Genomic DNA, 20,368 nt, shown 5'->3' with positions numbered 1-20,368 from the left:
TGTTTAAGTCAAAATCATTTGGGATGAATTACGGATACATATTTTTGGAAATAAGTTTTGTTGCGATGTTTACCTTGGCTGTATCGGTTGTTGTCATAAAAATCAAGAATTTTGATATTTACCTTATTTTGTATGCTTTTTGGTATAATTTCGGTAGGCGGGCTACTTGAAAAAACTACAAATGCCTTATTTTCCGGCAAACCTGATGATTCCGTAAAGTTCCATTCCTTTACTTCACGACCCACTTCCCAAACTAATTCAATTCGAAATCCTTCTTCGCCAGTGCTGTAAAAATTTAAATCAGTAATCTCTTCAAATCTTCTAACGCCACGAATATCTTTAAAATCGGGATTTCTGTTTAAAATATCTGGAGTTGCGGGAATGATAAATAGTTCGGTAATTAGCATTAAACTAAGCATTCCGAACACTAAGTTTAAACTGTTTTTGTTTTTCCATGCTCGCACTAAAAGAAGAAAAATTCCTTCGGAGAGAAGACTAAATAGGATAAAATCAGGTAATGAAATTTGTTGTTCCTGATAGAAAAAGATAAAAATTCCAACAGGTAGAATAAGTGCAACAAAGGCAATTAACCAAAGGTTAGCTCCGAAAATTAGAATATCCCATTTATTGGCTGTTTTGTTTTTAAAAACCCGAAATAAGTGTTGTACTAATTGGCCAGCTAGTAGGGCACTTGGGATCAATACGGGGAGTAAATATCTGTCTTTTTTTTCTGGAATAAGCGAAAGTAAAATTACAGATGCCAATGTCCAAATTAGTGCAAATTTGTATTCTTTTACGGCTTCGAATCGTTTTAATGCATAGGGGAAAAGTAAGGCAGAAAAAATAAGTAGTGTCCAGATACCCGATTGTATCGGAAAGTTCCAATAGTAATAGAAGGGGCGAACATGGCGATTCATCCAGGAACCAGATTCAAGCTTTGCAATTGTAGTAGCTTCATGGACATGAACTAAAGAAATAAAAACAGGCCACCAAAAACTGATTACAATAAATATACCACCACTTAGTAGGAGAGGTTGCCATTTTCTCAGAATTACTTGTCCATCATAAACCCAAACATAAGCAATTAGAAATGGAATTAGAACTGCAAAAAATGCAACAGGACCTTTGCTTAAGAAGGACAAGCCTAAGAAAATACCGGCTCCAATAAAAAGCATCCAGTTTTTACTTTCTGTTTTCCATGCTTTGTGAAACAGCAGAATAGCACCAAGCATAAAACTATGGCAATAAATATCCCAGGTGCCATTTCGTCCCATGAAAAGAACATAGAAACTACTTGCCAGAATTAAACTATTGGTTAGTGCGGCTATTCGGTTCTTGTTTAATGAAATAGTGAAAAAATACATGAATATCACCATGAAGCTTGCCATGATTCCCGATGGGAAACGGAGTATGCTAACATTTTCGATTCCAAACCACATGCCAAATACGGCAGTAATCCAGGTTGGGAGTGGCGGTTTAGCCAATCGCAATTCGCCATTCATTGTTGGTACCAGCCAGTTTCCTTTTTCGATCATTTCACGGGCAGTCACAAAGTTTCGTGCCTCCATAATGTTCACAAAAAAGCTACTATTGGCGAAGAAGAATGAAAAATAGCAAACCACTAATAAAAATAGAATATGAATAATAGTTTTGTTCTCAAAAAGAATACGTTGAATCATTTTTGTAGAAGTTTAGTGGTTTAGCTGTTGAGTTTGCTTTCGAATAAGTATCATGTTACGGCAGTAAACTATCATTCCAAAACCTTGACCTAAGAAAAGAACAGGATCTTTTCGGTAAAGAGCGTAGGATAAGATCATGACGGATCCAATGATACTAATCACCCAAAAACCCATAGGAAGTAACGATTCTCCTTTTCGCTCCGAATAGATCCATTGGTAAACAAAACGGAAGGTAAAAGTAATTTGTCCAGCTACTCCCCAAAGTAAAAGTAGAGTAGGAATGTCCTCATTTTTAAATAATTGTTGATGGTGAAACTCCCAATTTTTTAGCATAAACAATAAAACAACAATAGGAGTAATTATTGCGATTAATCGAGTTGTTATTGGCAAATTTTTCCAATTGTTTTGAAGATGTAAATTTCGGATGTAAATGGAATAAGCAATCACCTGACCCAAAATAATCGCAAAATCATTGCGTAGCAAGCCATAAATAAAGAGCATCCACGAAGCCAAAATACTGATTTGCCAAAACGATACAGGTGATAATGTTTTTCCGGCTTTTTCAGATTTTACCCACTGTACAATTAATCGCGCTGAAAAAAGAGCTTGCGCAAAAAAACCAATGGTGTAAATGTATAGGTTATCCATTAGTTACGGGAAATAATTTCGTAGTCAATGTAACGTTTTTTCATCCAGCGGTAAGCGAAACAATCTTTAAACGGACCAACCAATCGATTGAAAAGATGGTATTTAGCTTCGCCTGCAATTCTTGGGAAATGGCGAACTGGAATTTGCTTTATTTCTCCTTTTTGCAACATAATTAAGGCGGGAATAAAACGGTGCATCCCAGTAAAGAATGGCATTTGTTTTGCGTACTCGGTTTTTATTACTTTTAAAGGACAACCAGTATCTTCGGCAGTATCTTTGGTCATGTAGCGACGAAAACCATTTGCAATTTTCGAACTCATATTTTTTACAAACGTATCTTTTCTATTCTGGCGGATACCTGTAACCAACGCAAATTCATGGCGATGTTCCATTAATAAATCAAAATCGAAAGGTGTTGTTTGAAGATCAGAGTCTATATATCCTACAAAGGGTGTTGTTGTATTATCGAAACCGGCTTTAATTGCCGCACTTAAGCCGTGATTTTTATTCAATTCGAGATAAAAGAAGTGATCAGAATCTTTACAAATATCTTCAATCATTTTCTGACTTCCATCCGAGGAACCATCGTTTACAAACAGAACTTTTGATTTGTATTTTGAACTTGCAAAATAGGCCGTAAATTCCTCTTGTACACGTTGCATATTGTCTTCTTCGTTAAAAACAGGTACAATAATTGTTAATTCAAATTCTTTATTTTTGTGAATCATATTGTTGATGATTTTAAAATATGTAAGAGAACAAGTTTACACCTAAAATCCCATTGTTTTGTTTGTATGTAGCTCTTATTAAGTGTTATAATGATTTAAGTTGCTATTTAATTTTTAGTTATCAAAAGAATATTTTTTATTGTGAAAAAGGTAACTGGCTGTCTGATAGTAGGTGATAACATCCTTTAATTCGTTGGGATTAATTTTTGCAGTATTTTGTTCTTCTCCTGTTATACTAAAACATTCCGTTTGTTTTACGGGTAGTTGAAGCACTAACTTGTTACTCTGCAAAAGACCAACGATTTGATAAGTCCCCATTAAAGCACGATTTGGTTGGTCGGTAAGAATATCTTTTCCAAAAAATTTCGAGGTGTAATCCATGTTTAAAAGTCCCATAATGGTTGGGGCAAAATCAATTTGAGAAGCTAGCGTATTATTGGTAGCTGGCTGTATAATATGTGGAGCATAAATAATAAGTGGTATGTGATACTTATCAACAGGAAGAGATGATTTGCCAGCACTGGAAGCACAATGGTCAGCAACAATCACAAAAATGGTATTTTTGAACCATTCGTGATCTTTCGCTTCGCGAAGAAATTTTGCAATAGCAAAATCAGTATACTTAACAGCACCTTTTCTTCCGGAGTGTGAAGGAATATCGATTTTTGAATCGGGATAGGTGTAGGGACGATGATTGGATGTGGTCATGATAAAATTATGAAAAGGCTTTCCCTCTTTATAACTACTATCGGCCACTTGAGTTGCTTTTGCAAATAAATCTTCATCGCAAACACCCCAGGCATTTTCAAATGTAACTTCATTATCCTTAAAATCTTTCCGATCTACCACTTTATAACCATTGTTTTCAAAGAAGTAGTTCATGTTATCGAAATAACCGTTTCCGGCATAAATAAAGCTAGAATTGTAGCCTTTCGAGCTTAATACATTTCCAAGCGTAAACATGCCTTCGTTATTTGGTCGTTTCACGATCGAAAATCCTGGTGTTGGAGGTAAGGAGAGCGTTAAAGCTTCCATTCCACGCACAGTGCGAGTACCTGTTGCATAGAAATTGGTAAAAAAGAGTGATTTTTGAGCAATGGTATCCATGTTGGGAGTGATATTGTCTTTATTCCCAAATTCGGTAAAAAAGGAAGCGCTCAGACTTTCCACTGTGATTAGCATTACATTGTAGTTTTTATCAGCTCCGGGATAGGTAATTTTACGACTTACATCGAAAACATCTTCGCTGGTAAATTCGCTGTTGGTTGTTTTCATTAGTTCCCGGAGGTTTGTAAAAGCCTCTTTATCAGGAATAGATTGATAGAAGGTATTGTAATTCAGCTCATTATTTCGAAAGGCCGAGAATATTTGATAAATTCCATTGTGAGCCAACTCGTTGGAGTACGTGTTCTCTGTTATTGTAGCAGAACTTTTAGTAATTGTGAAAAAGGACACAAGAGCAAAAGACAATAGAATAAAACCTATTCCAAGGCGAGATACGAGACGAGATTCGGATTGAAAAATAGCATCGAAATGTCTTTTAACCAAAGCAAATATTCCTCCTGATATCAATAGCATACCAGATAAGATTAAAGGCATCGGATAGGATTCGCGGATGTTTGAAATAACTTCGTGAGTATAAACCAGATAGTCAACTGCTATAAAATTGTAACGAACGCTAAATTCTTCCCAAAAAAACCACTCGCCAATTCCAGAGAAAACCAGAATACCAATAGTAATAATAAAAATCACATACGAAATCCAACGATGAATTTTGGAGTTGAAAATTTTATCGGGAACAAAGATCAAATACAGAACATAGGGGATGATAAAGTAGGAAATGCATACTAAATCGTAAAACAGACCAATGCTGTAAATCTGTATAAACCGAATAAAGTTTAGATCTATATTTTGTAAATCGGTGATTAATAAGATGGTTCGAACCAAAGTTGAAATGGCAAGGAAAATAAAACCAAATAGCACAAGGCCGCCATATCGACTGTGTAGGATGTTTTTAAAAGTCATATTTTATAAATTATAATACGATGTAAAAAAACAACCCGATTCTAACAAAAAGCTAACAATCTTCTAACTCGAATGTGAATATGTGTTTAAAATCCTTAAATGTGTAGTCGATATTAATTTTATAATGGTCTGCAATCTTTTTTAGGATAGCCAAACCAATTCCTGTTGATCCAATATTTTTACTTTCGGTATAAAAACGATTAAAGATTAAATCGGGTTGATCAATGGCTTTTTCGCCCGAATTAGTAATCGTAAAGGCATTTTTGCTAAAAGAAATAGCTATCTCTTTACCATCTTTACTGTGTTTAACCGAGTTAATAAAAATATTCTGAATAAATAAATTAGCTAATCTTTTGTCCATTAATATTTGACAATTTCCTGTTGCCGAGATTGTAACAGATAGGTTTCGATCTTGTAAAACATCCTGAAAAGCATGCTGCCAATAGCTGAAAATTTCATTAAAGGAGACTCTGTCTTTTTCATTAAATTGTCCGTGATCAATTTTTGCGAGAAGAAGTAATGCTTTGGTAATACCCGAAAGTTTATCGGTAGAAAGATAAATATCATGTATCGTTTCAATGGTATCCTTGTCTAAATTGGAGTTTGAGAATAAATTTTCGCATTTATTTCGGATAATAGCAAGTGGGGTTTGCAGTTCGTGTGCAGCATTTGCCGAGAATTCTTTTGTCGCAGTATAATCTTTTTCCAAACGACTCGACATCATCGAAAGTACCTCATTTAATTCATCAAATTCATTGATTCCAGTGGTTGCCAATTCCAATTTAGTAGGGGGAGTTAAGGAGTAGTTTTTAATTTTATCAAGATTGCTGTTAAAAGCTCTCCAGAGAGATAGGTTTAACTGGCGGGTAAATAGCAGTAAGCCAATAAAAATAAGCACTAAAACAATGGATATTAAGGTGGTAAAAATTGCGAAAATGTCATCAAATTCCATCAACATTTGTCTGGTTGTAATTCTATAATGCTGGTTGTTAATTGATGGATAGAAGGTGAACTCTCTGTAGGGAACAAGTTCATTTTCGTCTCTGTCAAATATCAGGGTATCTTTTTCGCTACTAATTTTTATTTCCTGAAAGGAGATAGGCGTGACAATGTCGGTAGGATAAATACTCTGGAACTCGCCTCTTTCTTTCAGAACTTCAAAAATCTCTTTTGCTTCAAGTTGTAGTTGTTGGTCGAGTTCATCCTTTAAAATGTAATTTGCAACTGCGATTATGGCAATATCTGCTATCAGAAATACCAATAAGCCATATTTTAAGTAGGACCGATTAATTTTTGTTAGGAGTCTCATATTTACTGAATGTCAAGTTTATATCCAAATCCATGAACGGTTTTTATGTAATTGGAACCAGTATGGGTTTTGATTTTTTTTCGAATGCGATTAATGTGCGTGTAAATAAAATCGGAGTTGTCCATAAAAACCGAATTTTCTCCCCACACATGTTCAAATAAGCTCTCTTTAGTGAGAACTCTATTTTTATTTTCGATAAAATAAAGCAGTAAATCAAACTCCTTTCGACTAAAATCAATTAGTTCATTTTTTATTTTTACCTGATTAGAACTAGTATCAATTTCTATATCACCAAAGTTTAAGATTTGATTCTCGTAATGAATGTTTCTTCGCAAAAGCGCATTAATTCTTGCGTTTAGTTCCGATAAATGAAAGGGTTTCACTAAATAGTCGTCGGCACCTAAATTTAAGCCATCTACCCGGTCTTCCAATTTATCTCGAGCCGAAATAATAATAACGCCTGTATCTTCCCAAATGGATTTGATAAAGGAGATACAATCCAAACCATCACCATCGGGTAGTCCCAAATCAAGTAAAACAATATGAAAAAATTTTTTATCGAAAAAAGATTTACCTTCTTGAATTCCCGATGCACAAGTACATTGGAATCCAGAATTTGAAAGGTAAGTAGCTAAAGTTTTTTGCAAGGAAAGGTCATCTTCAATAATTAGAATTTCTTTTTTCATGCGAATGAGGGATAAAAAGTCAGTATTGTTCTTACAAACTTAAAAAAAGGGTAGAACATTTCTTAGCAGATAAAGATTTTTTACTTTTTTGAAAGAATCAAAAGTGAAGATTTTGAAATTATTGGTAAATCTTTGCCTTTTATGTAAATTCGAACTCATAAATTACTAACTAATTAGCAAGAAATGAAGAGTATTCGTACTTATATCGATATAATAATGAATTTTTTAAGTCGTGGTGTGTGGAACATGCGCTTAAAGGAATTATCAGGACCTCGTTATTTTTTAATTCGACAACTACGAATTTATCTTTTAGCGATTAAAGGATTTTACGAAGATAAATGCCAATTGCGGGCATCCGCTTTAACTTTTTACTCAGTACTATCGGTTGTGCCGGTGTTGGCAATGGGTTTCGGAATTGCTAAGGGATTCGATTTGGAAAAGAAATTGGAAAAAGAACTGATAGCTAACCTTTCGGGACAGGAAGAAGTGCTGAATTGGCTGATTGAGTTTGCAAATAAAATGCTTCTAAATACAAAAGGATCCTTAATTGCTGGGTTGGGATTTGTCATTTTATTTTGGTCGGTATTAAAAGTCTTGGCGAATATCGAGGAATCGTTTAACGATGTTTGGCGAATAAAGAAGGGGAGAACCTGGGGGCGAAGATTTAGCGATTACACTGCAATTATGATTTTTGCACCCATCTTGCTAATTGGTTCGAGTGGAGCAACTGTTTTTTTAAAAACCATGATTAAGCAGGTAACTCAAGGGAATACTTTGCTCGAATCCGTTGGGCCATATCTTAGTTTTCTGATTAATTTGACACCTTATTTCCTAGTTTGGACCTTATTTACCATGCTGTATACGTTTATGCCGAATACACATGTGAAATTTAAATCTAGTTTGTTGGCAGGTATCATTGCAGGTACAATCTATCAATTGTTTCAGATCTTATATATCGAGTTTCAGGGAATGGTAACTACCTACAATGCTGTTTATGGTAGTTTTGCAGCCTTGCCATTATTCTTGATGTGGTTGCAAATGAGTTGGTTGGTTGTTTTATTGGGAGCCGAAATTTCTTTTGCCGAACAAAATGTTGAAAATTACGAATTCGAAACAGAAACCTCCGAAATAACCTACGACTACAAGCGTTTACTAAGTTTATATGTACTTCATTTAATTATCCACAATTTTAAAAAGGACGAAATTCCTATGCTTTCGCAGGATATCTCTCACCGATTACAGATGCCTATTCGTTTGGTGCGGGAAATTCTTTTTGATTTAACAAATGCCGGCTTGGTGGCCGAACTAGTCACCGATACCGATAAACAAATGGCATATCAACCTGCTTTTGATATTAATGGCATGACGGTAAACAAGGTAATTGATATTTTAGAGAATACCGGATCCGAGAAGATTCCTGTTTTAGAAACACAAACTTACAAAGAGTTAAAATCTATTTTGAAAGATTACCGAAATTCAGTTTCATCGGATCAGAAAGAGACACTTTTAAAAGATATTAAATTAGTGAAGGAGTTTCCAACAACGGAAAACTAAGAATATCACAAAGTACACAAAGAAAAAAGGATAATGCTTTCTGAACTTCTCTCTTTCCAGCGAGTCCAGAGCCTGAAGGGCTCGAATTCCAATAGCCTGGGGCAAAGGAGCGAAGCGACTGCCACCCCGGGTATATGTGATGTAAAGTAAAATCGTCGCCAGTAAAAATTTAGATCGAAGAGGTGCTCCAACAAGCGACGAAATTGCAATGCGATTCATAAATCAGGCGTCAAGTCTCAAGAAGATAAGGAGTAAGCTATTTTTTTAGAATGCTGAGCCTGAAGGGCTCAAATTCCAATAGCCTGGGGTAAAGGAGCGAAGCGATTGCCACCCCGGGTATATGTGATGTAAAGTAAAATCGTCGCCAGTAAAAATTTAGATCGAAGAGGTGTTGCCCCACGCGACGCAATTGCAGTGCAATTCATAAATTAAGTATCAAGTCTCAAGAAGATAAGGAGTAAGCTATTTTTTTTGAATACAGAGCCTGAAAGGCTCAAATTCCAATATCCTTGGGTAAAGGAGCGAAGCGATTGCCACCCCGGGTATATGTGATGTAAAGTAAAATCGTCGTCAGCAAAAGTTTGGATCGAAGAGGTGTTGCCCCACGCGACGAAATTGCAGTGCAATTCATAAATTAAGTATCAAGTCTCAAGAAGATAAGGAGTAAGCTATTTTTTTAGAATGCTGAGCCTGAAGGGCTCGAATTTCAATATCCTTGGGTAAAGGAGCGAAGCGATTGCCACCCCGGGTATATGCGATGTAAAGTAAAATCGTCGCCAGTAAAAATTTGGATCGAAGAGGTGTTGCCCCACGCGACGAAATTGCAGTGCGATTCATAAATTAAGTATCAAGTCTCAAGAAGATAAGGAGTAAGCTATTTTTTTTGAATACAGAGCCTGAATGGCTCGAAGTCCAATAGCCTGGGGTAAATGAGCGAAGCGATTGTCACCCTAGGTATTTGCGATGTAAAGTAAAATCGTCGCCAGTAAAAATTTGGATAAAGGATGCGTTCCCCCAAGCGACGAAATTGCAGTGCGATTCATAAATTAAGTATCAAGTATTAAGAAGATAAGGAGTAAGCTATTTTTTTTGAATACAGAGCCTGAAGGGCTCAAATCTCAATAGCCTGGGGTAAAGGAGCGAAGCGATTGCCACCCCGGGTATATGTGATGTAAAGTAAAATCGTCGCCAGTAAAAATTTGGATCGAAGAGGTGTTGCCCCACGCGACGAAATTGCAATGCGATTCATAAATTAAGTATCAAGTCTCAAGAAGATAAGGAGTAAGCTATTTTTTTTGAATACAGAGCCTGAAAGGCTCAAATTCCAATATCCTTGGGTAAAGGAGCGAAGTGACTGCCACCCCGGATATATGTGATGTAAAGTAAAATCGTCGCTAGTAAAAATTTAGATCGAAGAGGTGTTGCCTCACGCGACGAAATTGCAATGCGATTCATAAATTAAGTATCAAGTATTAAGAAGATAAGGAGTAAGCTATTTTTTTTGAATACAGAGCCTGAAGGGCTCAAATTCCAATAGCCTGGGGTAAAGGAGCGAAGCGATTGCCACCCCGGGTATATGCGATGTAAAGTAAAATCGTCGTCAGTAAAAGTTTGGATCGAAGAGGTGTTGCCCCACGCGACGAAATTGCAATGCGATTCATAAATAGCAATGTCAACAATAATTAAATCAATGAATAACGCATAAAATCAGAAAACAGGATACATATTGACTCTAATTAAATTTTTTTTTGCAAGACTTAGTTTATTCCTAAAATCAAATATTATCTTGTAAAAATTATCCCAAACCCCTTATGGGACTAATTAAAATAGCAATATGATCTTCATTTTCGGAGCCAACGATAAAGTAGTAGAAAAGCAACAATGTTATATACAGGAACATTGTTACCATTGCAACAATACCACCAACTGGATATTGGAAAAGAATGCCACTTTTGCAAGTCTGTTCTTCATTTCCGTTTTTCCAATAAAAACTAGATACATTCATTATTGTCCGATTTGCCACAATGGAAACCCATTAAATCAAGAACAATATAATTTGAAAAAAAATGGACATTAAGTGACTCCGGTTGGTTGTGCGATTTGAAAAATAGGATGGTGTTAATTGCTGAATGGCATAACATTATCAACTTTATTTCTTTGGTTTTTAAGCAAGGTATTTTTACTTTTAAGCATCGTATTGTACCTATACTAAATTAAAAATTGATGAAAAATATCTTTTTATTACTAGTTGCATACAGCCTATTTTTTGCATCCTGCAAACCTATTGGTCCAAAATCAGAAGCACACGATATTAAATCGGAAGCAAGTGGAGAATATCCCGAAGTGGTTGAATTCGAATCTTTAGATTCCTTGAAGATTACTGGACATTTGTATCAGATTAACGAGATAGCTCCATTCATTTTACTCTGTCACCAGGCACGCTTCAATAAATTTGAATATGCGGGCATCGCCGAGCAATTAAATGCGATGGGTTTTAACTGCATGGCTATCGATCAGCGATCGGGTGGTCCTATTGGCAATACTCAAAACGAAACTAACTTAAGAGCTATTAAAATGACAAAAAGCGTAGATTATATCGATGCTGAAGCAGATATTATTGCAGCGCTTGATTTCTTGACTGAAAAATATACCTCAAAAGTAATTCTGTGGGGATCTTCGTATTCCTCCACCTTGGCATTGTATTTAGCTGCCGAACGGGAAGATGTAAATGCCGTTATCTCCTTTAGTCCGGGGAATTACATGGCCGAAACCAAAGGGTCTTTAGTGGATGTTTTGGAAGATTTTAACAAGCCGATGTTTCTAACCAGCTCCAAGAGCGAAGCAAACAATATTAGCGATCTGCTTCAAAAACACAAATTGCTTGATAACCAAGTGCAGTTTATTCCCGAAGGAGCTGGGCATCATGGCTCAAGAGCTTTGTGGATCAATCAACAAGGAGGAGAGGAATATTGGAAAGCTATTAGCGATTTCTTAAATAAATTAAAATAAAAACATATTGGCAGAGGCGTGTTTGTTCAGGAGTAAGTCCCATGTAACAAATAACAAGTATCAAAGAAGAAAAGTCTAAGGCTACCTTTCTGAACTTCTCTTTTTCCAGCAAATACAGAGCCTGAAGGGCTCAAATTCCAATAGCCTGGGGCAAAGGAGCGAAGCGATTGCCACCCCAGGTATATGTGATGTAAAGTAAAATCGTCGCCAGTAAAAATTTAGATCGAAGAGGTGCTCCAACAAGCGACGAAATTGCAATGTAATTCATAAATCAGGCGTCAAGTTCCAAGTATCAAGAAAAAAAAGATGATGCTTTCTTTCTGAACTTTGTATTTTGTTTGCAAATGCTGAGCCTGAAGGGCTCAAATTCCAATAGCCTGGGGTAAAGGAGCGAAGCGATTGCCACCCTGGGTATATGTGATGTAAAGTAAAATCGTCGCCAGTAAAAGTTTGGATCGAAGAGGTGTTGCCCCACGCGACGAAATTGCAATTTAACCAAAAAGGGAACTCAAAGAAGTCAAACTTTTTTCTGGTAAATCTTTTATCGAACGAAAAAAAATAAGGTTTTTTTATTGCAGCTAAAAAAAAGCTCTTATATTTGTTCGTGAATTTACGAACAGAGATGAATATAAAAACCGTTACAAGCGACAAACAAATTAGGGCAGCCCGATATGCTAAAGCCTTGGGACACCCAGTACGTATGTATGTTATGGAATTGTTGTCGAAGCAAAGTTGTTGCTACAGTGGCAATTTAAGCGACGATTTGCCTATTGCAAAATCAACCTTATCGCAACATCTAAAAGAACTGAAGGATGCTGGATTAATTCAGGGCGAAATTGAATCTCCAAGAATTAAGTATTGTATCAACAAAGAAAACTGGAAAGAAGCCCAATTGCTTTTTAAAGAATTTCTTGGAATCTAAAAAAATTTGAAGACAAAGTTCGTTGTTTTGCGAACTGCGAATGGATAGTATAAACAAGATAGATTTAAATAATTTAAAACGTATAGGTATGGAAATTAAAGTATTAGGCACAGGTTGTTCAAAATGCAAATCGCTTGAAAAAGCAACTCAGGAAGCTGTTGCATTAGCAGGAGTAGAAGCTACTATCACGAAAGTGGAAGACATTGTTGAAATTATGAATTTTGGAGTAATGACGACTCCTGCCCTAGTTATTGACGGAGAAATTGTAGTAAAGGGGAAAGTACCTTCGGTAAATGAAATTGTAAAATTATTAAGCAAATAATAAAACGGATCTCAAAATGAAAAAGTTAATAAGCACCTTAAGTATCCTTCTTTTTGTAGGAGTAGTTGCCGTATCGGCACAATGTTGCAAGGGCGCAACAGCAAATAATTCAAGCAGTACAAAAGTAACTTGTGACGAAAATCAGAAAACCAGCGAAGTAAAAGTTTACTATTTTCATGCTACTCGTCGTTGTGCTACCTGTGAGGCAGTAGAAGCGGTTTCGAAAGAAGCAGTGAAAGAATATTATGGCGATAAGGTAGTTTTTCAATCGATTAATCGAGAAGAAGAAGTAGAAAAAGCTTTGGTAGCAAAATATAAAATTAGTGGTACTTCACTTTTAATTGTAAAGGGAGACAAAATGGTAAATTTAACCAACGATGCTTTTTTAAACGCTCGTAGCAATCCCGATAAATTAAAAAGTAAACTGAAGTCCACTGTTGATTCAATGATGTAAGCATGGAGGTATTACAAAGTTTTCTCGAAACATCGCAGTTTCCAATATTCACGGCATTTATACTGGGACTTATGACCGCCATAAGTCCCTGTCCTTTGGCAACCAACATCACTGCAATTGGTTTTATCAGTAAAGATATTGTGAGCCAACGTAAGGTTTTTATAAATGGCTTGGTGTATACTTTGGGACGAGCGATTACTTATACAACAATTGGTTTGCTTTTCTTTTTTGGAGCCAGTCAATTCGAATTTGCAGGCTTTTTTCAGGAGTGGGGCGAAAAAGTATTGGGTCCACTTTTAGTGATCATCGGATTGTTTATGCTTGGGGTTCTCAACTTTAAAATCCCTGGAATAGGTTCGTTGACCGAAAAAATGGAAAACAAAGCGAACAACAGTTTTTGGGGAGTTCTTTTACTGGGAGTAGTGTTTGCATTGGCATTTTGTCCTTATAGCGGGGTTCTTTATTTTGGCATGCTTATGCCTATGACCATCAGTAATGCAAGTGGTTTGTATTTGCCTGTGTTTTTTGCCATTGCTACTGGAATTCCGGTGATTATTTTTGCATGGCTTATTGCATTTAGTGTTGGTTCAATTGGTTCCATTTACAATAAACTGAAAAATTTTGAACTTTGGTTCAGACGAGTAGTTGCAGTAGTTTTCATAGTGGTGGGTCTGTATTATATGATCACGATTTTTTTCTAAAAAATTTACATTATCAGTTCGTATTTTAACGAACTACAAAAAAATAAACAATGGATAAGTTGAACATCCCTACAAAGAATAGAAACAAAGCAGAGAGTGTGGCTTATGCTCTCGATAATTCTGATGAAAGGAATCAAGAGGTGAATAGCAAAGCACGATTAATTGCTTCCATAGCAGTTGTTTTACCGCTTATAATAGCCTTGTATCACTATTTACCGCATATCATTGATGCCTTTGCTTTTGATTTGTTGAAGTTGAATCCTGAATCTCATTTAGGAGCAGCAGTTAACTTCTTTTTTTACGATACCATAAAAATTGTAATTCTGCTATTTATAATTAGTAGTTTAATGGGAGTTGTTAATGCTTATTTTCCGGTGGACCGATTACGGATTTACCTGACTACTAAAAAAATGTATGGATTGGAATATTTCTTCGCCTCTTTTTTTGGTGCAGTTACTCCATTTTGTTCCTGTTCATCCATACCATTATTTATTGGTTTTGTAAAAGGAGGTATCCCTTTAGGCGTAACTTTTGCCTATTTAATAACTTCCCCTTTGGTGAACGAGGTAGCTGTAGCTATGTTTTTGGGCTTATTTGGCGTAAAGGCCACCGTTATTTATGCGGGAACAGGTATTTTAATGGGGATGTTGGGTGGTTTTGTATTAGGAAAACTGAAGCTCGATAAATACTTAAGCGATTGGGTACGAGAAATACAGGATAATGCAATACAAGAGCAGGAAGAATGGGACGCTGAAAAATTATCCTTTTTAGATCGTCTGCCTTCCATTATTAAAGAAGGATGGGATATTGTTCGAAAAGTATTGTTGTACGTGATTATTGGAATAGCCATTGGAGCGGCCATGCATGGTTATGTGCCCGAAAATTTCTTTACCGAGTTTTTATCTGCTGATAAATGGTATGCTGTTCCATTAGCGGTTATCCTTGCTGTTCCTATGTATGCAAATGCCGCAGGTATAGTTCCCGTTATTCAAGTGTTTGTTGCAAAAGGAGTGCCACTAGGAACCGCCATTGCTTTTATGATGGCAGTAGTAGGCTTATCATTGCCCGAGGCAACTTTATTAAAGAAAGTAATGAAGTGGAAACTGATTGGTATTTTCTTTGGTATCATCACTTTATTCATTATTATTTTGGGGTATTTATTCAACCTCGTGCTTTAAAAAGATGTTCATATTTGTTTTAGTTCCTTTTTCTTCCTCTCTTACAGGAGTAGATATCAAGTATCAATAAGATAAGGAGTAAGCTATTTTTTTAGAATACAGAGCCTGAAGGGCTCAAATTCCAATAGCCTGAGGTAAAGGAGCGAAGCGACTGTCACCCCAGGTTATTGTGCGTAAAAGGAATTGGTAGTAGTTAAAAATTTAGATAAAGGATGCGTTCCCACATGCGACGAAATTGCAATGCAATTCATAAATCAGGCGTCAAGTTCCAAGTTCCAAGTATCAAGTATCAAGTAACAAGTAACAAGTAACAAGAATCAAGAAAAAAAAGGATCATACTTTCTTTCTGGAATTCTCCCTTTTTTAAGGGGAGATGCCGACAGGCAGAGGGGTGCGTAGCTACAAAATAGTTTACCACAAAGTAAATCAAAGGGCAACCCAAAGAGCACAAAGGAAAAAAAAGATGATGCTATCTTTCTGAACTTTGTATTTTGTTTGCAAATGTTGAGCCTGAAGGGCTCAAATTCCAATAGCCTGGGGTAAAGAAGCGAAGCGACTGCCACCCCAGGTATATGTGATGTAAAGTAAAATCGTCGCAGTTAAAAATTTAGATAGAGGAGGTGTTGCACCAAGCGACGAAATTGTAATGCGATTCATAAATCAGGCGTCAAGTAACAAGTATCAAGTATCAAGTATCAAGGAAAAAAAAGGATCATACTTTCTTTCTGGAATTCTCCCTTTTTTAAGGGGAGATGCCGACAAGCAGAGGGGTGCGTAGCCTACAAAATAGTTTACCACAAAGTAAATCAAAGGGCAACCCAAAGAGCACAAAGGAAAAAAAAGATGATGCTATCTTTCTGAACTTTGTATTTTGTTTGCAAATGCTGAGCCTGAAGGGCTCAAATTCCAATAGCCTGAGGTAAAGGAGCGAAGCGACTGTCACCCCAGGTTATTGTGCGTAAAAGGAATTGGTAGTAGTTAAAATTTAGATAAAGGATGCGTTCCCACATGCGACGAAATTGCAATGCGATTCATTAATCAGGCGTCAAGTTCCAAGTATCAAGTAACAAGTAACAAGTAACAAGAATCAAGAAAAAAAAAGGATCATACTTTCTTTCTGGAATTCTCCCTTTTTTAAGGGGAGATGCCGACAGGCAGAGGGGTGCGTAGCCTACAAAATAGTTTACCACAAAGTAAATCAAAGGGCAACCCAAAGAGCACAAAGGAAAAAAAAGATGATGCTATCTTTCTGAACTTTCTATTTTGTTTGCAAATGTTGAGCCTGAAGGGCTCAAATTCCAATAGCCTGGGGTAAAGAAGCGAAGCGACTGCCACCCCAGGTATTTGCGATGTAAAGTAAAATCGTCGCAGTTAAAAATTTAGATAGAGGAGGTGTTGCAACAAGCGACGAAATTGCAATGCGATTCATAAATCAGGCGTCAAGTTCCAAGTTCCAAGTTCCAAGTTCCAAGTCTCAAGAAAAAAAAGATGATGCTTTCGTTTCTGGAATTCTCCCTTTTTTAAGGGGAGATGCCGACAGGCAGAGGGGTGCGTAGCCTACAAAATGATTTAACCTCAAAGTAAATCAAGTAACAAGTATCAAGTTCCAAGTATCAAGTAACAAGGAAAAAAAAGGATGATTCTTTCTTTCTTTCTTTCTGAAATTCTCTTGTTTTTTGATAAAACAAGCCGTGAACAAATGTTAATGACTCCCTTTTTCGGTAAAGCAAGCCGTGAACAAATGTTAATGACTCCCTTTTTCGGTAAAGCAAGCCGTGAACAAATGTTAATGGCTCCCTTTTTTGATAAAGCAAACCGTGAACAAATGTTAATGACTCCCTTTTTCGGTAAAGCAAACCGTGAACAAATGTTGATGGCTCCCTTTTTTGATAAAGCAAGCCATGTACAAATGTTCGCGAGCTCTCTTGTTTTTGCAGGGAGCAAAAAAATCCCCTTTTTGGGGATGTAGCTGGAAAGAGGAGTGCGACAGCATAAGCTATTTTAAGAGCTATTCTTTACAAGTGCTTGTATTGGCTTGCTATTTTAAACGACTAGCAGAAAGATTACTGATCTCTTTGGCGAAACAGAATAATTTCCCTAACCTACTAAGCAAATAATAATTGCTTAAAATATATTTTATGTGTACAAAGCAAGTTGGCAAGTTTGACAGTATGAATCTTAGTTGAAATTTGATACTTTAGAGGAGTTTTTACATATGACATTTCGTGTTGTCATCATAATTAGTGTTAATTACCGATCTATTAGGAACGATAAACACACTTTTTAAAGTAGTAAAAATGAAATAAAGGCCATGGCTTTAGTTATAAGTTGTATGCAAGCTTAAATAAACATAGAATATCAAAATGAAAATAAAAATTCCACCACATGCAGATCCAATAATAACAGAAGAATCTTTGGCTAAAATATCCCCATCCGAATTAGCAAATAACGATAATTCCAATCACAACAAATCAAATAATTTCATTGTTATAGCTAAACATGAAGGAGAGAAAGAACGAGTATATCAAATGTTAGGAATAAAGCATGATGAAAAACAATTCATATCAGTCCTACCTAGCCCTACTCATTTATTCTTAACATCTTCTCTAGAATTTTTTGAGGTTTCGCAAAAAATTAAATCAGATGAATTTATCAGATTTGGCAAACGTGGTAATGATACAAACTTATTTATCTTGGATTTTAGCTACGGTTGTACAAATCAGAGTTACACAAGTTATATTAAGGCAGTTACTAGTAGTGTTATAATGCTTGTTAGTGCATTAGAAAGTTTTATGAATCAAATAATACCTACTAATTTTTCTTATAAAAAAGAAAATAAACACGGTAAGACAAATTACAATCAGAAGAAGATTGAGAATGGTATTTCATTTAAGGAAAAATTAGAATCTGTAGTGCCGTTAGCTATAAAACAAAATGATTTCTGGGAAACAAGACGTGAAAATTTAGAAGTTATCAATGAATTATATAATCACAGAAAAAACATGATTCATCTAAAGACTAAATCAAAGGACGAATTAAATAGGTATTCAGAAGTTTTCAGTGAGATGTTAAGCTTTGATTTGTTTAAAGCAATAAGCGCAACAATAAATGTTTTTAATAGTATTGAGAAAGATTTCGTTGAGATAGAGGAAGAATGAAGAAAAGCCAGCATACAACAACTAAGCGTTTGTGTGGCAGGAACTGCACCCCCGTTAGTGCGCGATTGTATCAGGTTCTTTGATAAAAAGATAAAAGCCACACGAAAGGATTCGTTCGGTAGCTGGCGTTAATACAAACGAAAACAAGCTTTGAAAAATAACATATTACAATCCATTATTTACAAAACCAACTTATGAAAAAAGCATTATTACTACTCCTAGTTTTAGGATTTACTATGTCGGCATTCTCACAAACTACAAAATGGAGAGCAAGTTACTATAATACAAACGAATTCGGATTTGCCACGTTTACAGATAGCAAGTTTTACCCGGAAATAAGAGTGAAGGCAAATGATGACTATTACAGTGTATCGGAGTATTCGTTATTATTGCGAAATGATTTTTCGTTTAAAGAAGGATCCGATATTAATCTATCATGGGGAATAGGAGCTTCCATATTTGATGGGGAATTTGGTTATTTTCGTTTACCATTATACTTGTGTAAAAACAATATTATAAGTGAAAATATTACTTTACTATTGGGAGTGGAGCTTAAAACGGATTTAGAAGATGACACAAAATTACTCCCTAAAATAGGAATCAGTATTAATTTTTAAAAGAATGAAACCACTAAAGGGTAAAGTGGCTCTTGTTACAGGAGGAACATGTAATGTTGGAAAAGGAATTGGGTTTCATGAGAAATTGGAACAATTTGAATGTCCTTCATGTAAGAAAATTTGGTTGATTAAAGAAGTTTATGATTCTCACAAAGGTTATATGAGAGATTGTTCAATATTGAATGAAAAAAAAACTATTCGTATCAACCTGACTTTGAATTTGGACGTAAGTCTTCCCGAATTTGATGATTTAAATAGTTTTGAAAAGATTAATAAAGTAGAGATTCCCGACCCGAATCCACAACTTGAATATAGCAAGCAAAAAGAACATGAGTTTAAACTGCTTATTTCAAAGATAAATAACAGTGCCACTGATATTTTGATTGGGTATGCATTTTGGAATATTGATGACCTTAAATTGATTCAAAAAGAGTTAAATGTATCTGGTAAAAATATTAGTGGAGTTTACCTTCCTTCAATAACACGTAGAGAAAAGATTCTAGAGCAATCTTTGAAGGAATATGCAGTTCACAATAGATGGACTGATTATCCTCCTGGATATATTGAACAACAATTTGAGAAATCAAGTGACAATATCGAAAGTATAAAAAATGAACTAAAAAATAGTAATATTAAAATAATAGAGATTTAATAACGGCTGCTAACACGGTCATAAAATATTGGGGGTGTTGCGGTTATTCGAGCATTCTGCCACGCATCAAGTTAGGTGTAACTCGACAGGAAAGTGCCACGAATTCGGCTATCATTTTTATCTCCAAAAGAATAAAATTTGTATCTTCTTCGGCATAAAAATACTTGCCATGAGATACTTACTTGTCATCAGCCTATTATTTGCAACACTTTCCTGCTCCAATAGTCTCGAAAAGGAACGAATGATGGATTCCGAGAAATTGACTCACCTAATCTCCCAAAAGAACAAAACAATAGTTTACATATGGACAACTTGGTGCAGTGGCTGTCGAAAGACACTGGCCGAAACGCTTCCCCAACTGCAGGAAAATATCGACACTTCCGAATATCAGATACTACTAATTGCAGCAAGTAAAAATAAATCAGAAGTAGCTTCTCTGCTCTCCAACACTAACGTACAAATAAATTCCTATTTTCTCGATTTCGCGGGGCCCGACAAAGGCATATTTCAAAATTTGGGCATTCAATTGCTATTAGAAAAAGCTTTTCCCGGGGAGGAGATTTTTACCCGAGCCATTCCGGTTCTTTTTTTGGTGGATAGAAATGGAAAAGTGCTGAATAAAAAGCTACCACATAACTACAATGAGGTAATAGGTGTTTTAAATCAGTACTAAATCTAAAAACTTAGCTTAAATTTTAAGCTGTTTAAATTAATTGTTGATCTAAT

19 protein-coding genes are annotated in these 20,368 nt (G+C 35.8%); 12 read left to right on the top strand and 7 right to left on the bottom strand.

Annotation, left to right across the window (positions count from 1 at the left end; all coding sequences use genetic code 11):
• Window positions 1-14: 14 nt before the first annotated feature.
• The 6 genes from BZG02_RS08895 to BZG02_RS08870 form a co-directional block, all read right to left on the bottom strand.
• Window positions 15-1,679 carry an ArnT family glycosyltransferase gene (locus BZG02_RS08895; RefSeq protein ID WP_101261071.1) on the bottom strand — a complete coding sequence of 555 codons (1,665 nt, stop codon included), beginning with the start codon at window positions 1,677-1,679 and terminating at the stop codon, window positions 15-17.
• A gap of 12 nt (window positions 1,680-1,691) precedes the next feature.
• Window positions 1,692-2,327 carry a lipid-A-disaccharide synthase N-terminal domain-containing protein gene (locus tag BZG02_RS08890; RefSeq protein WP_101261070.1) on the bottom strand — a complete coding sequence of 212 codons (636 nt, stop codon included), beginning with the start codon at window positions 2,325-2,327 and terminating at the stop codon, window positions 1,692-1,694.
• Complete coding sequence (locus BZG02_RS08885; RefSeq protein WP_101261069.1) at window positions 2,327-3,055, bottom strand: glycosyltransferase; 729 nt, start codon at window positions 3,053-3,055, stop codon at window positions 2,327-2,329. Before BZG02_RS08885 ends, BZG02_RS08890 begins: the two co-directional genes overlap by 1 nt.
• 114 nt (window positions 3,056-3,169) lie before the next feature.
• Window positions 3,170-5,080, bottom strand: coding sequence for an LTA synthase family protein (locus BZG02_RS08880; RefSeq protein ID WP_101261068.1), 1,911 nt, complete (start codon window positions 5,078-5,080; stop codon window positions 3,170-3,172).
• Between the two features lie 52 nt (window positions 5,081-5,132).
• Complete coding sequence (locus BZG02_RS08875) at window positions 5,133-6,389, bottom strand: sensor histidine kinase (protein ID WP_101261067.1); 1,257 nt, start codon at window positions 6,387-6,389, stop codon at window positions 5,133-5,135.
• A gap of 2 nt (window positions 6,390-6,391) precedes the next feature.
• Window positions 6,392-7,075, bottom strand: coding sequence for a response regulator transcription factor (locus BZG02_RS08870; RefSeq protein WP_101261066.1), 684 nt, complete (start codon window positions 7,073-7,075; stop codon window positions 6,392-6,394).
• 183 nt (window positions 7,076-7,258) lie between these two features.
• Between BZG02_RS08870 and BZG02_RS08865 the strand changes: the two genes are divergently transcribed.
• Window positions 7,259-8,629, top strand: a complete 1,371-nt coding sequence (locus BZG02_RS08865; protein ID WP_101261065.1) for a YihY/virulence factor BrkB family protein — start codon at window positions 7,259-7,261, stop codon at window positions 8,627-8,629.
• A 1,795-nt stretch (window positions 8,630-10,424) separates the two neighbouring features.
• Here the strand turns inward: BZG02_RS08865 and BZG02_RS21405 are convergent.
• Window positions 10,425-10,634 carry a hypothetical protein gene (locus tag BZG02_RS21405; RefSeq protein ID WP_245868071.1) on the bottom strand — a complete coding sequence of 70 codons (210 nt, stop codon included), beginning with the start codon at window positions 10,632-10,634 and terminating at the stop codon, window positions 10,425-10,427.
• A gap of 218 nt (window positions 10,635-10,852) precedes the next feature.
• Here BZG02_RS21405 and BZG02_RS08855 point away from each other — a divergent pair, with 218 nt between their 5' ends.
• The 11 genes from BZG02_RS08855 to BZG02_RS08805 all read left to right on the top strand — a co-directional run bounded on the left by BZG02_RS08855 (window position 10,853) and on the right by BZG02_RS08805 (window position 20,315).
• Entirely contained in the window at window positions 10,853-11,638 is a 786-nt protein-coding gene (locus BZG02_RS08855) for an alpha/beta hydrolase (protein ID WP_101261063.1), read from the top strand.
• 622 nt (window positions 11,639-12,260) lie between these two features.
• Window positions 12,261-12,560, top strand: a complete 300-nt coding sequence (locus BZG02_RS08850; RefSeq protein WP_101261062.1) for an ArsR/SmtB family transcription factor — start codon at window positions 12,261-12,263, stop codon at window positions 12,558-12,560.
• 88 nt (window positions 12,561-12,648) lie between these two features.
• Window positions 12,649-12,882, top strand: coding sequence for a thioredoxin family protein (locus BZG02_RS08845; RefSeq protein WP_101261061.1), 234 nt, complete (start codon window positions 12,649-12,651; stop codon window positions 12,880-12,882).
• Between the two features lie 16 nt (window positions 12,883-12,898).
• Complete coding sequence (locus BZG02_RS08840) at window positions 12,899-13,336, top strand: nitrophenyl compound nitroreductase subunit ArsF family protein (protein WP_101261060.1); 438 nt, start codon at window positions 12,899-12,901, stop codon at window positions 13,334-13,336.
• Window positions 13,337-13,338: 2 nt separating this feature from the next.
• Window positions 13,339-14,037, top strand: coding sequence for an aromatic aminobenezylarsenical efflux permease ArsG family transporter (locus BZG02_RS08835; protein WP_101261059.1), 699 nt, complete (start codon window positions 13,339-13,341; stop codon window positions 14,035-14,037).
• A gap of 50 nt (window positions 14,038-14,087) precedes the next feature.
• Entirely contained in the window at window positions 14,088-15,215 is a 1,128-nt protein-coding gene (locus BZG02_RS08830) for a permease (RefSeq protein WP_101261058.1), read from the top strand.
• A gap of 1,636 nt (window positions 15,216-16,851) precedes the next feature.
• A complete protein-coding gene (locus tag BZG02_RS08825; RefSeq protein WP_101261057.1) occupies window positions 16,852-17,184 on the top strand; it encodes a hypothetical protein in 333 nt (110 codons plus the stop codon).
• Window positions 17,185-17,578: 394 nt separating this feature from the next.
• Complete coding sequence (locus BZG02_RS08820; protein WP_101261056.1) at window positions 17,579-18,373, top strand: hypothetical protein; 795 nt, start codon at window positions 17,579-17,581, stop codon at window positions 18,371-18,373.
• Between the two features lie 194 nt (window positions 18,374-18,567).
• Entirely contained in the window at window positions 18,568-18,990 is a 423-nt protein-coding gene (locus tag BZG02_RS08815) for a hypothetical protein (protein WP_101261055.1), read from the top strand.
• Window positions 18,991-18,994: 4 nt separating this feature from the next.
• Window positions 18,995-19,642 (top strand): hypothetical protein, encoded by a 648-nt coding sequence (locus BZG02_RS08810; RefSeq protein ID WP_101261054.1) that lies wholly within the window; start codon window positions 18,995-18,997, stop codon window positions 19,640-19,642.
• A 169-nt stretch (window positions 19,643-19,811) separates the two neighbouring features.
• A complete protein-coding gene (locus tag BZG02_RS08805) occupies window positions 19,812-20,315 on the top strand; it encodes a redoxin family protein (RefSeq protein ID WP_101261053.1) in 504 nt (167 codons plus the stop codon).
• The last annotated feature ends 53 nt before the right edge of the window (window positions 20,316-20,368 follow it).

It is taken from the genome of Labilibaculum filiforme (assembly GCF_002843315.1).
Taxonomy (GTDB): domain Bacteria; phylum Bacteroidota; class Bacteroidia; order Bacteroidales; family Marinifilaceae; genus Labilibaculum; species Labilibaculum filiforme.
The sequence above is the reverse complement of the archived record's forward strand: the minus strand, read 5'-3'. Positions and strand labels throughout refer to the sequence as shown.

What these genes read in the sequence shown, in the direction of transcription:
- BZG02_RS08855 (WP_101261063.1), top strand. Translation starts at nt 10,853, where the DNA reads ATGAAAAATATCTTTTTATTACTAGTTGCATACAGCCTATTTTTTGCA.
- BZG02_RS08875 (WP_101261067.1), bottom strand. Translation starts at nt 6,389, where the DNA reads ATGAGACTCCTAACAAAAATTAATCGGTCCTACTTAAAATATGGCTTA.
- BZG02_RS08895 (WP_101261071.1), bottom strand. Translation starts at nt 1,679, where the DNA reads ATGATTCAACGTATTCTTTTTGAGAACAAAACTATTATTCATATTCTA.
- BZG02_RS08805 (WP_101261053.1), top strand. Translation starts at nt 19,812, where the DNA reads ATGAGATACTTACTTGTCATCAGCCTATTATTTGCAACACTTTCCTGC.
- BZG02_RS08820 (WP_101261056.1), top strand. Translation starts at nt 17,579, where the DNA reads ATGAAAATAAAAATTCCACCACATGCAGATCCAATAATAACAGAAGAA.
- BZG02_RS08865 (WP_101261065.1), top strand. Translation starts at nt 7,259, where the DNA reads ATGAAGAGTATTCGTACTTATATCGATATAATAATGAATTTTTTAAGT.
- BZG02_RS08885 (WP_101261069.1), bottom strand. Translation starts at nt 3,055, where the DNA reads ATGATTCACAAAAATAAAGAATTTGAATTAACAATTATTGTACCTGTT.
- BZG02_RS21405 (WP_245868071.1), bottom strand. Translation starts at nt 10,634, where the DNA reads ATGAATGTATCTAGTTTTTATTGGAAAAACGGAAATGAAGAACAGACT.
- BZG02_RS08890 (WP_101261070.1), bottom strand. Translation starts at nt 2,327, where the DNA reads ATGGATAACCTATACATTTACACCATTGGTTTTTTTGCGCAAGCTCTT.
- BZG02_RS08825 (WP_101261057.1), top strand. Translation starts at nt 16,852, where the DNA reads ATGATTCTTTCTTTCTTTCTTTCTGAAATTCTCTTGTTTTTTGATAAA.
- BZG02_RS08880 (WP_101261068.1), bottom strand. Translation starts at nt 5,080, where the DNA reads ATGACTTTTAAAAACATCCTACACAGTCGATATGGCGGCCTTGTGCTA.
- BZG02_RS08830 (WP_101261058.1), top strand. Translation starts at nt 14,088, where the DNA reads ATGGATAAGTTGAACATCCCTACAAAGAATAGAAACAAAGCAGAGAGT.
- BZG02_RS08810 (WP_101261054.1), top strand. Translation starts at nt 18,995, where the DNA reads ATGAAACCACTAAAGGGTAAAGTGGCTCTTGTTACAGGAGGAACATGT.
- BZG02_RS08815 (WP_101261055.1), top strand. Translation starts at nt 18,568, where the DNA reads ATGAAAAAAGCATTATTACTACTCCTAGTTTTAGGATTTACTATGTCG.
- BZG02_RS08845 (WP_101261061.1), top strand. Translation starts at nt 12,649, where the DNA reads ATGGAAATTAAAGTATTAGGCACAGGTTGTTCAAAATGCAAATCGCTT.
- BZG02_RS08840 (WP_101261060.1), top strand. Translation starts at nt 12,899, where the DNA reads ATGAAAAAGTTAATAAGCACCTTAAGTATCCTTCTTTTTGTAGGAGTA.
- BZG02_RS08850 (WP_101261062.1), top strand. Translation starts at nt 12,261, where the DNA reads ATGAATATAAAAACCGTTACAAGCGACAAACAAATTAGGGCAGCCCGA.
- BZG02_RS08870 (WP_101261066.1), bottom strand. Translation starts at nt 7,075, where the DNA reads ATGAAAAAAGAAATTCTAATTATTGAAGATGACCTTTCCTTGCAAAAA.
- BZG02_RS08835 (WP_101261059.1), top strand. Translation starts at nt 13,339, where the DNA reads ATGGAGGTATTACAAAGTTTTCTCGAAACATCGCAGTTTCCAATATTC.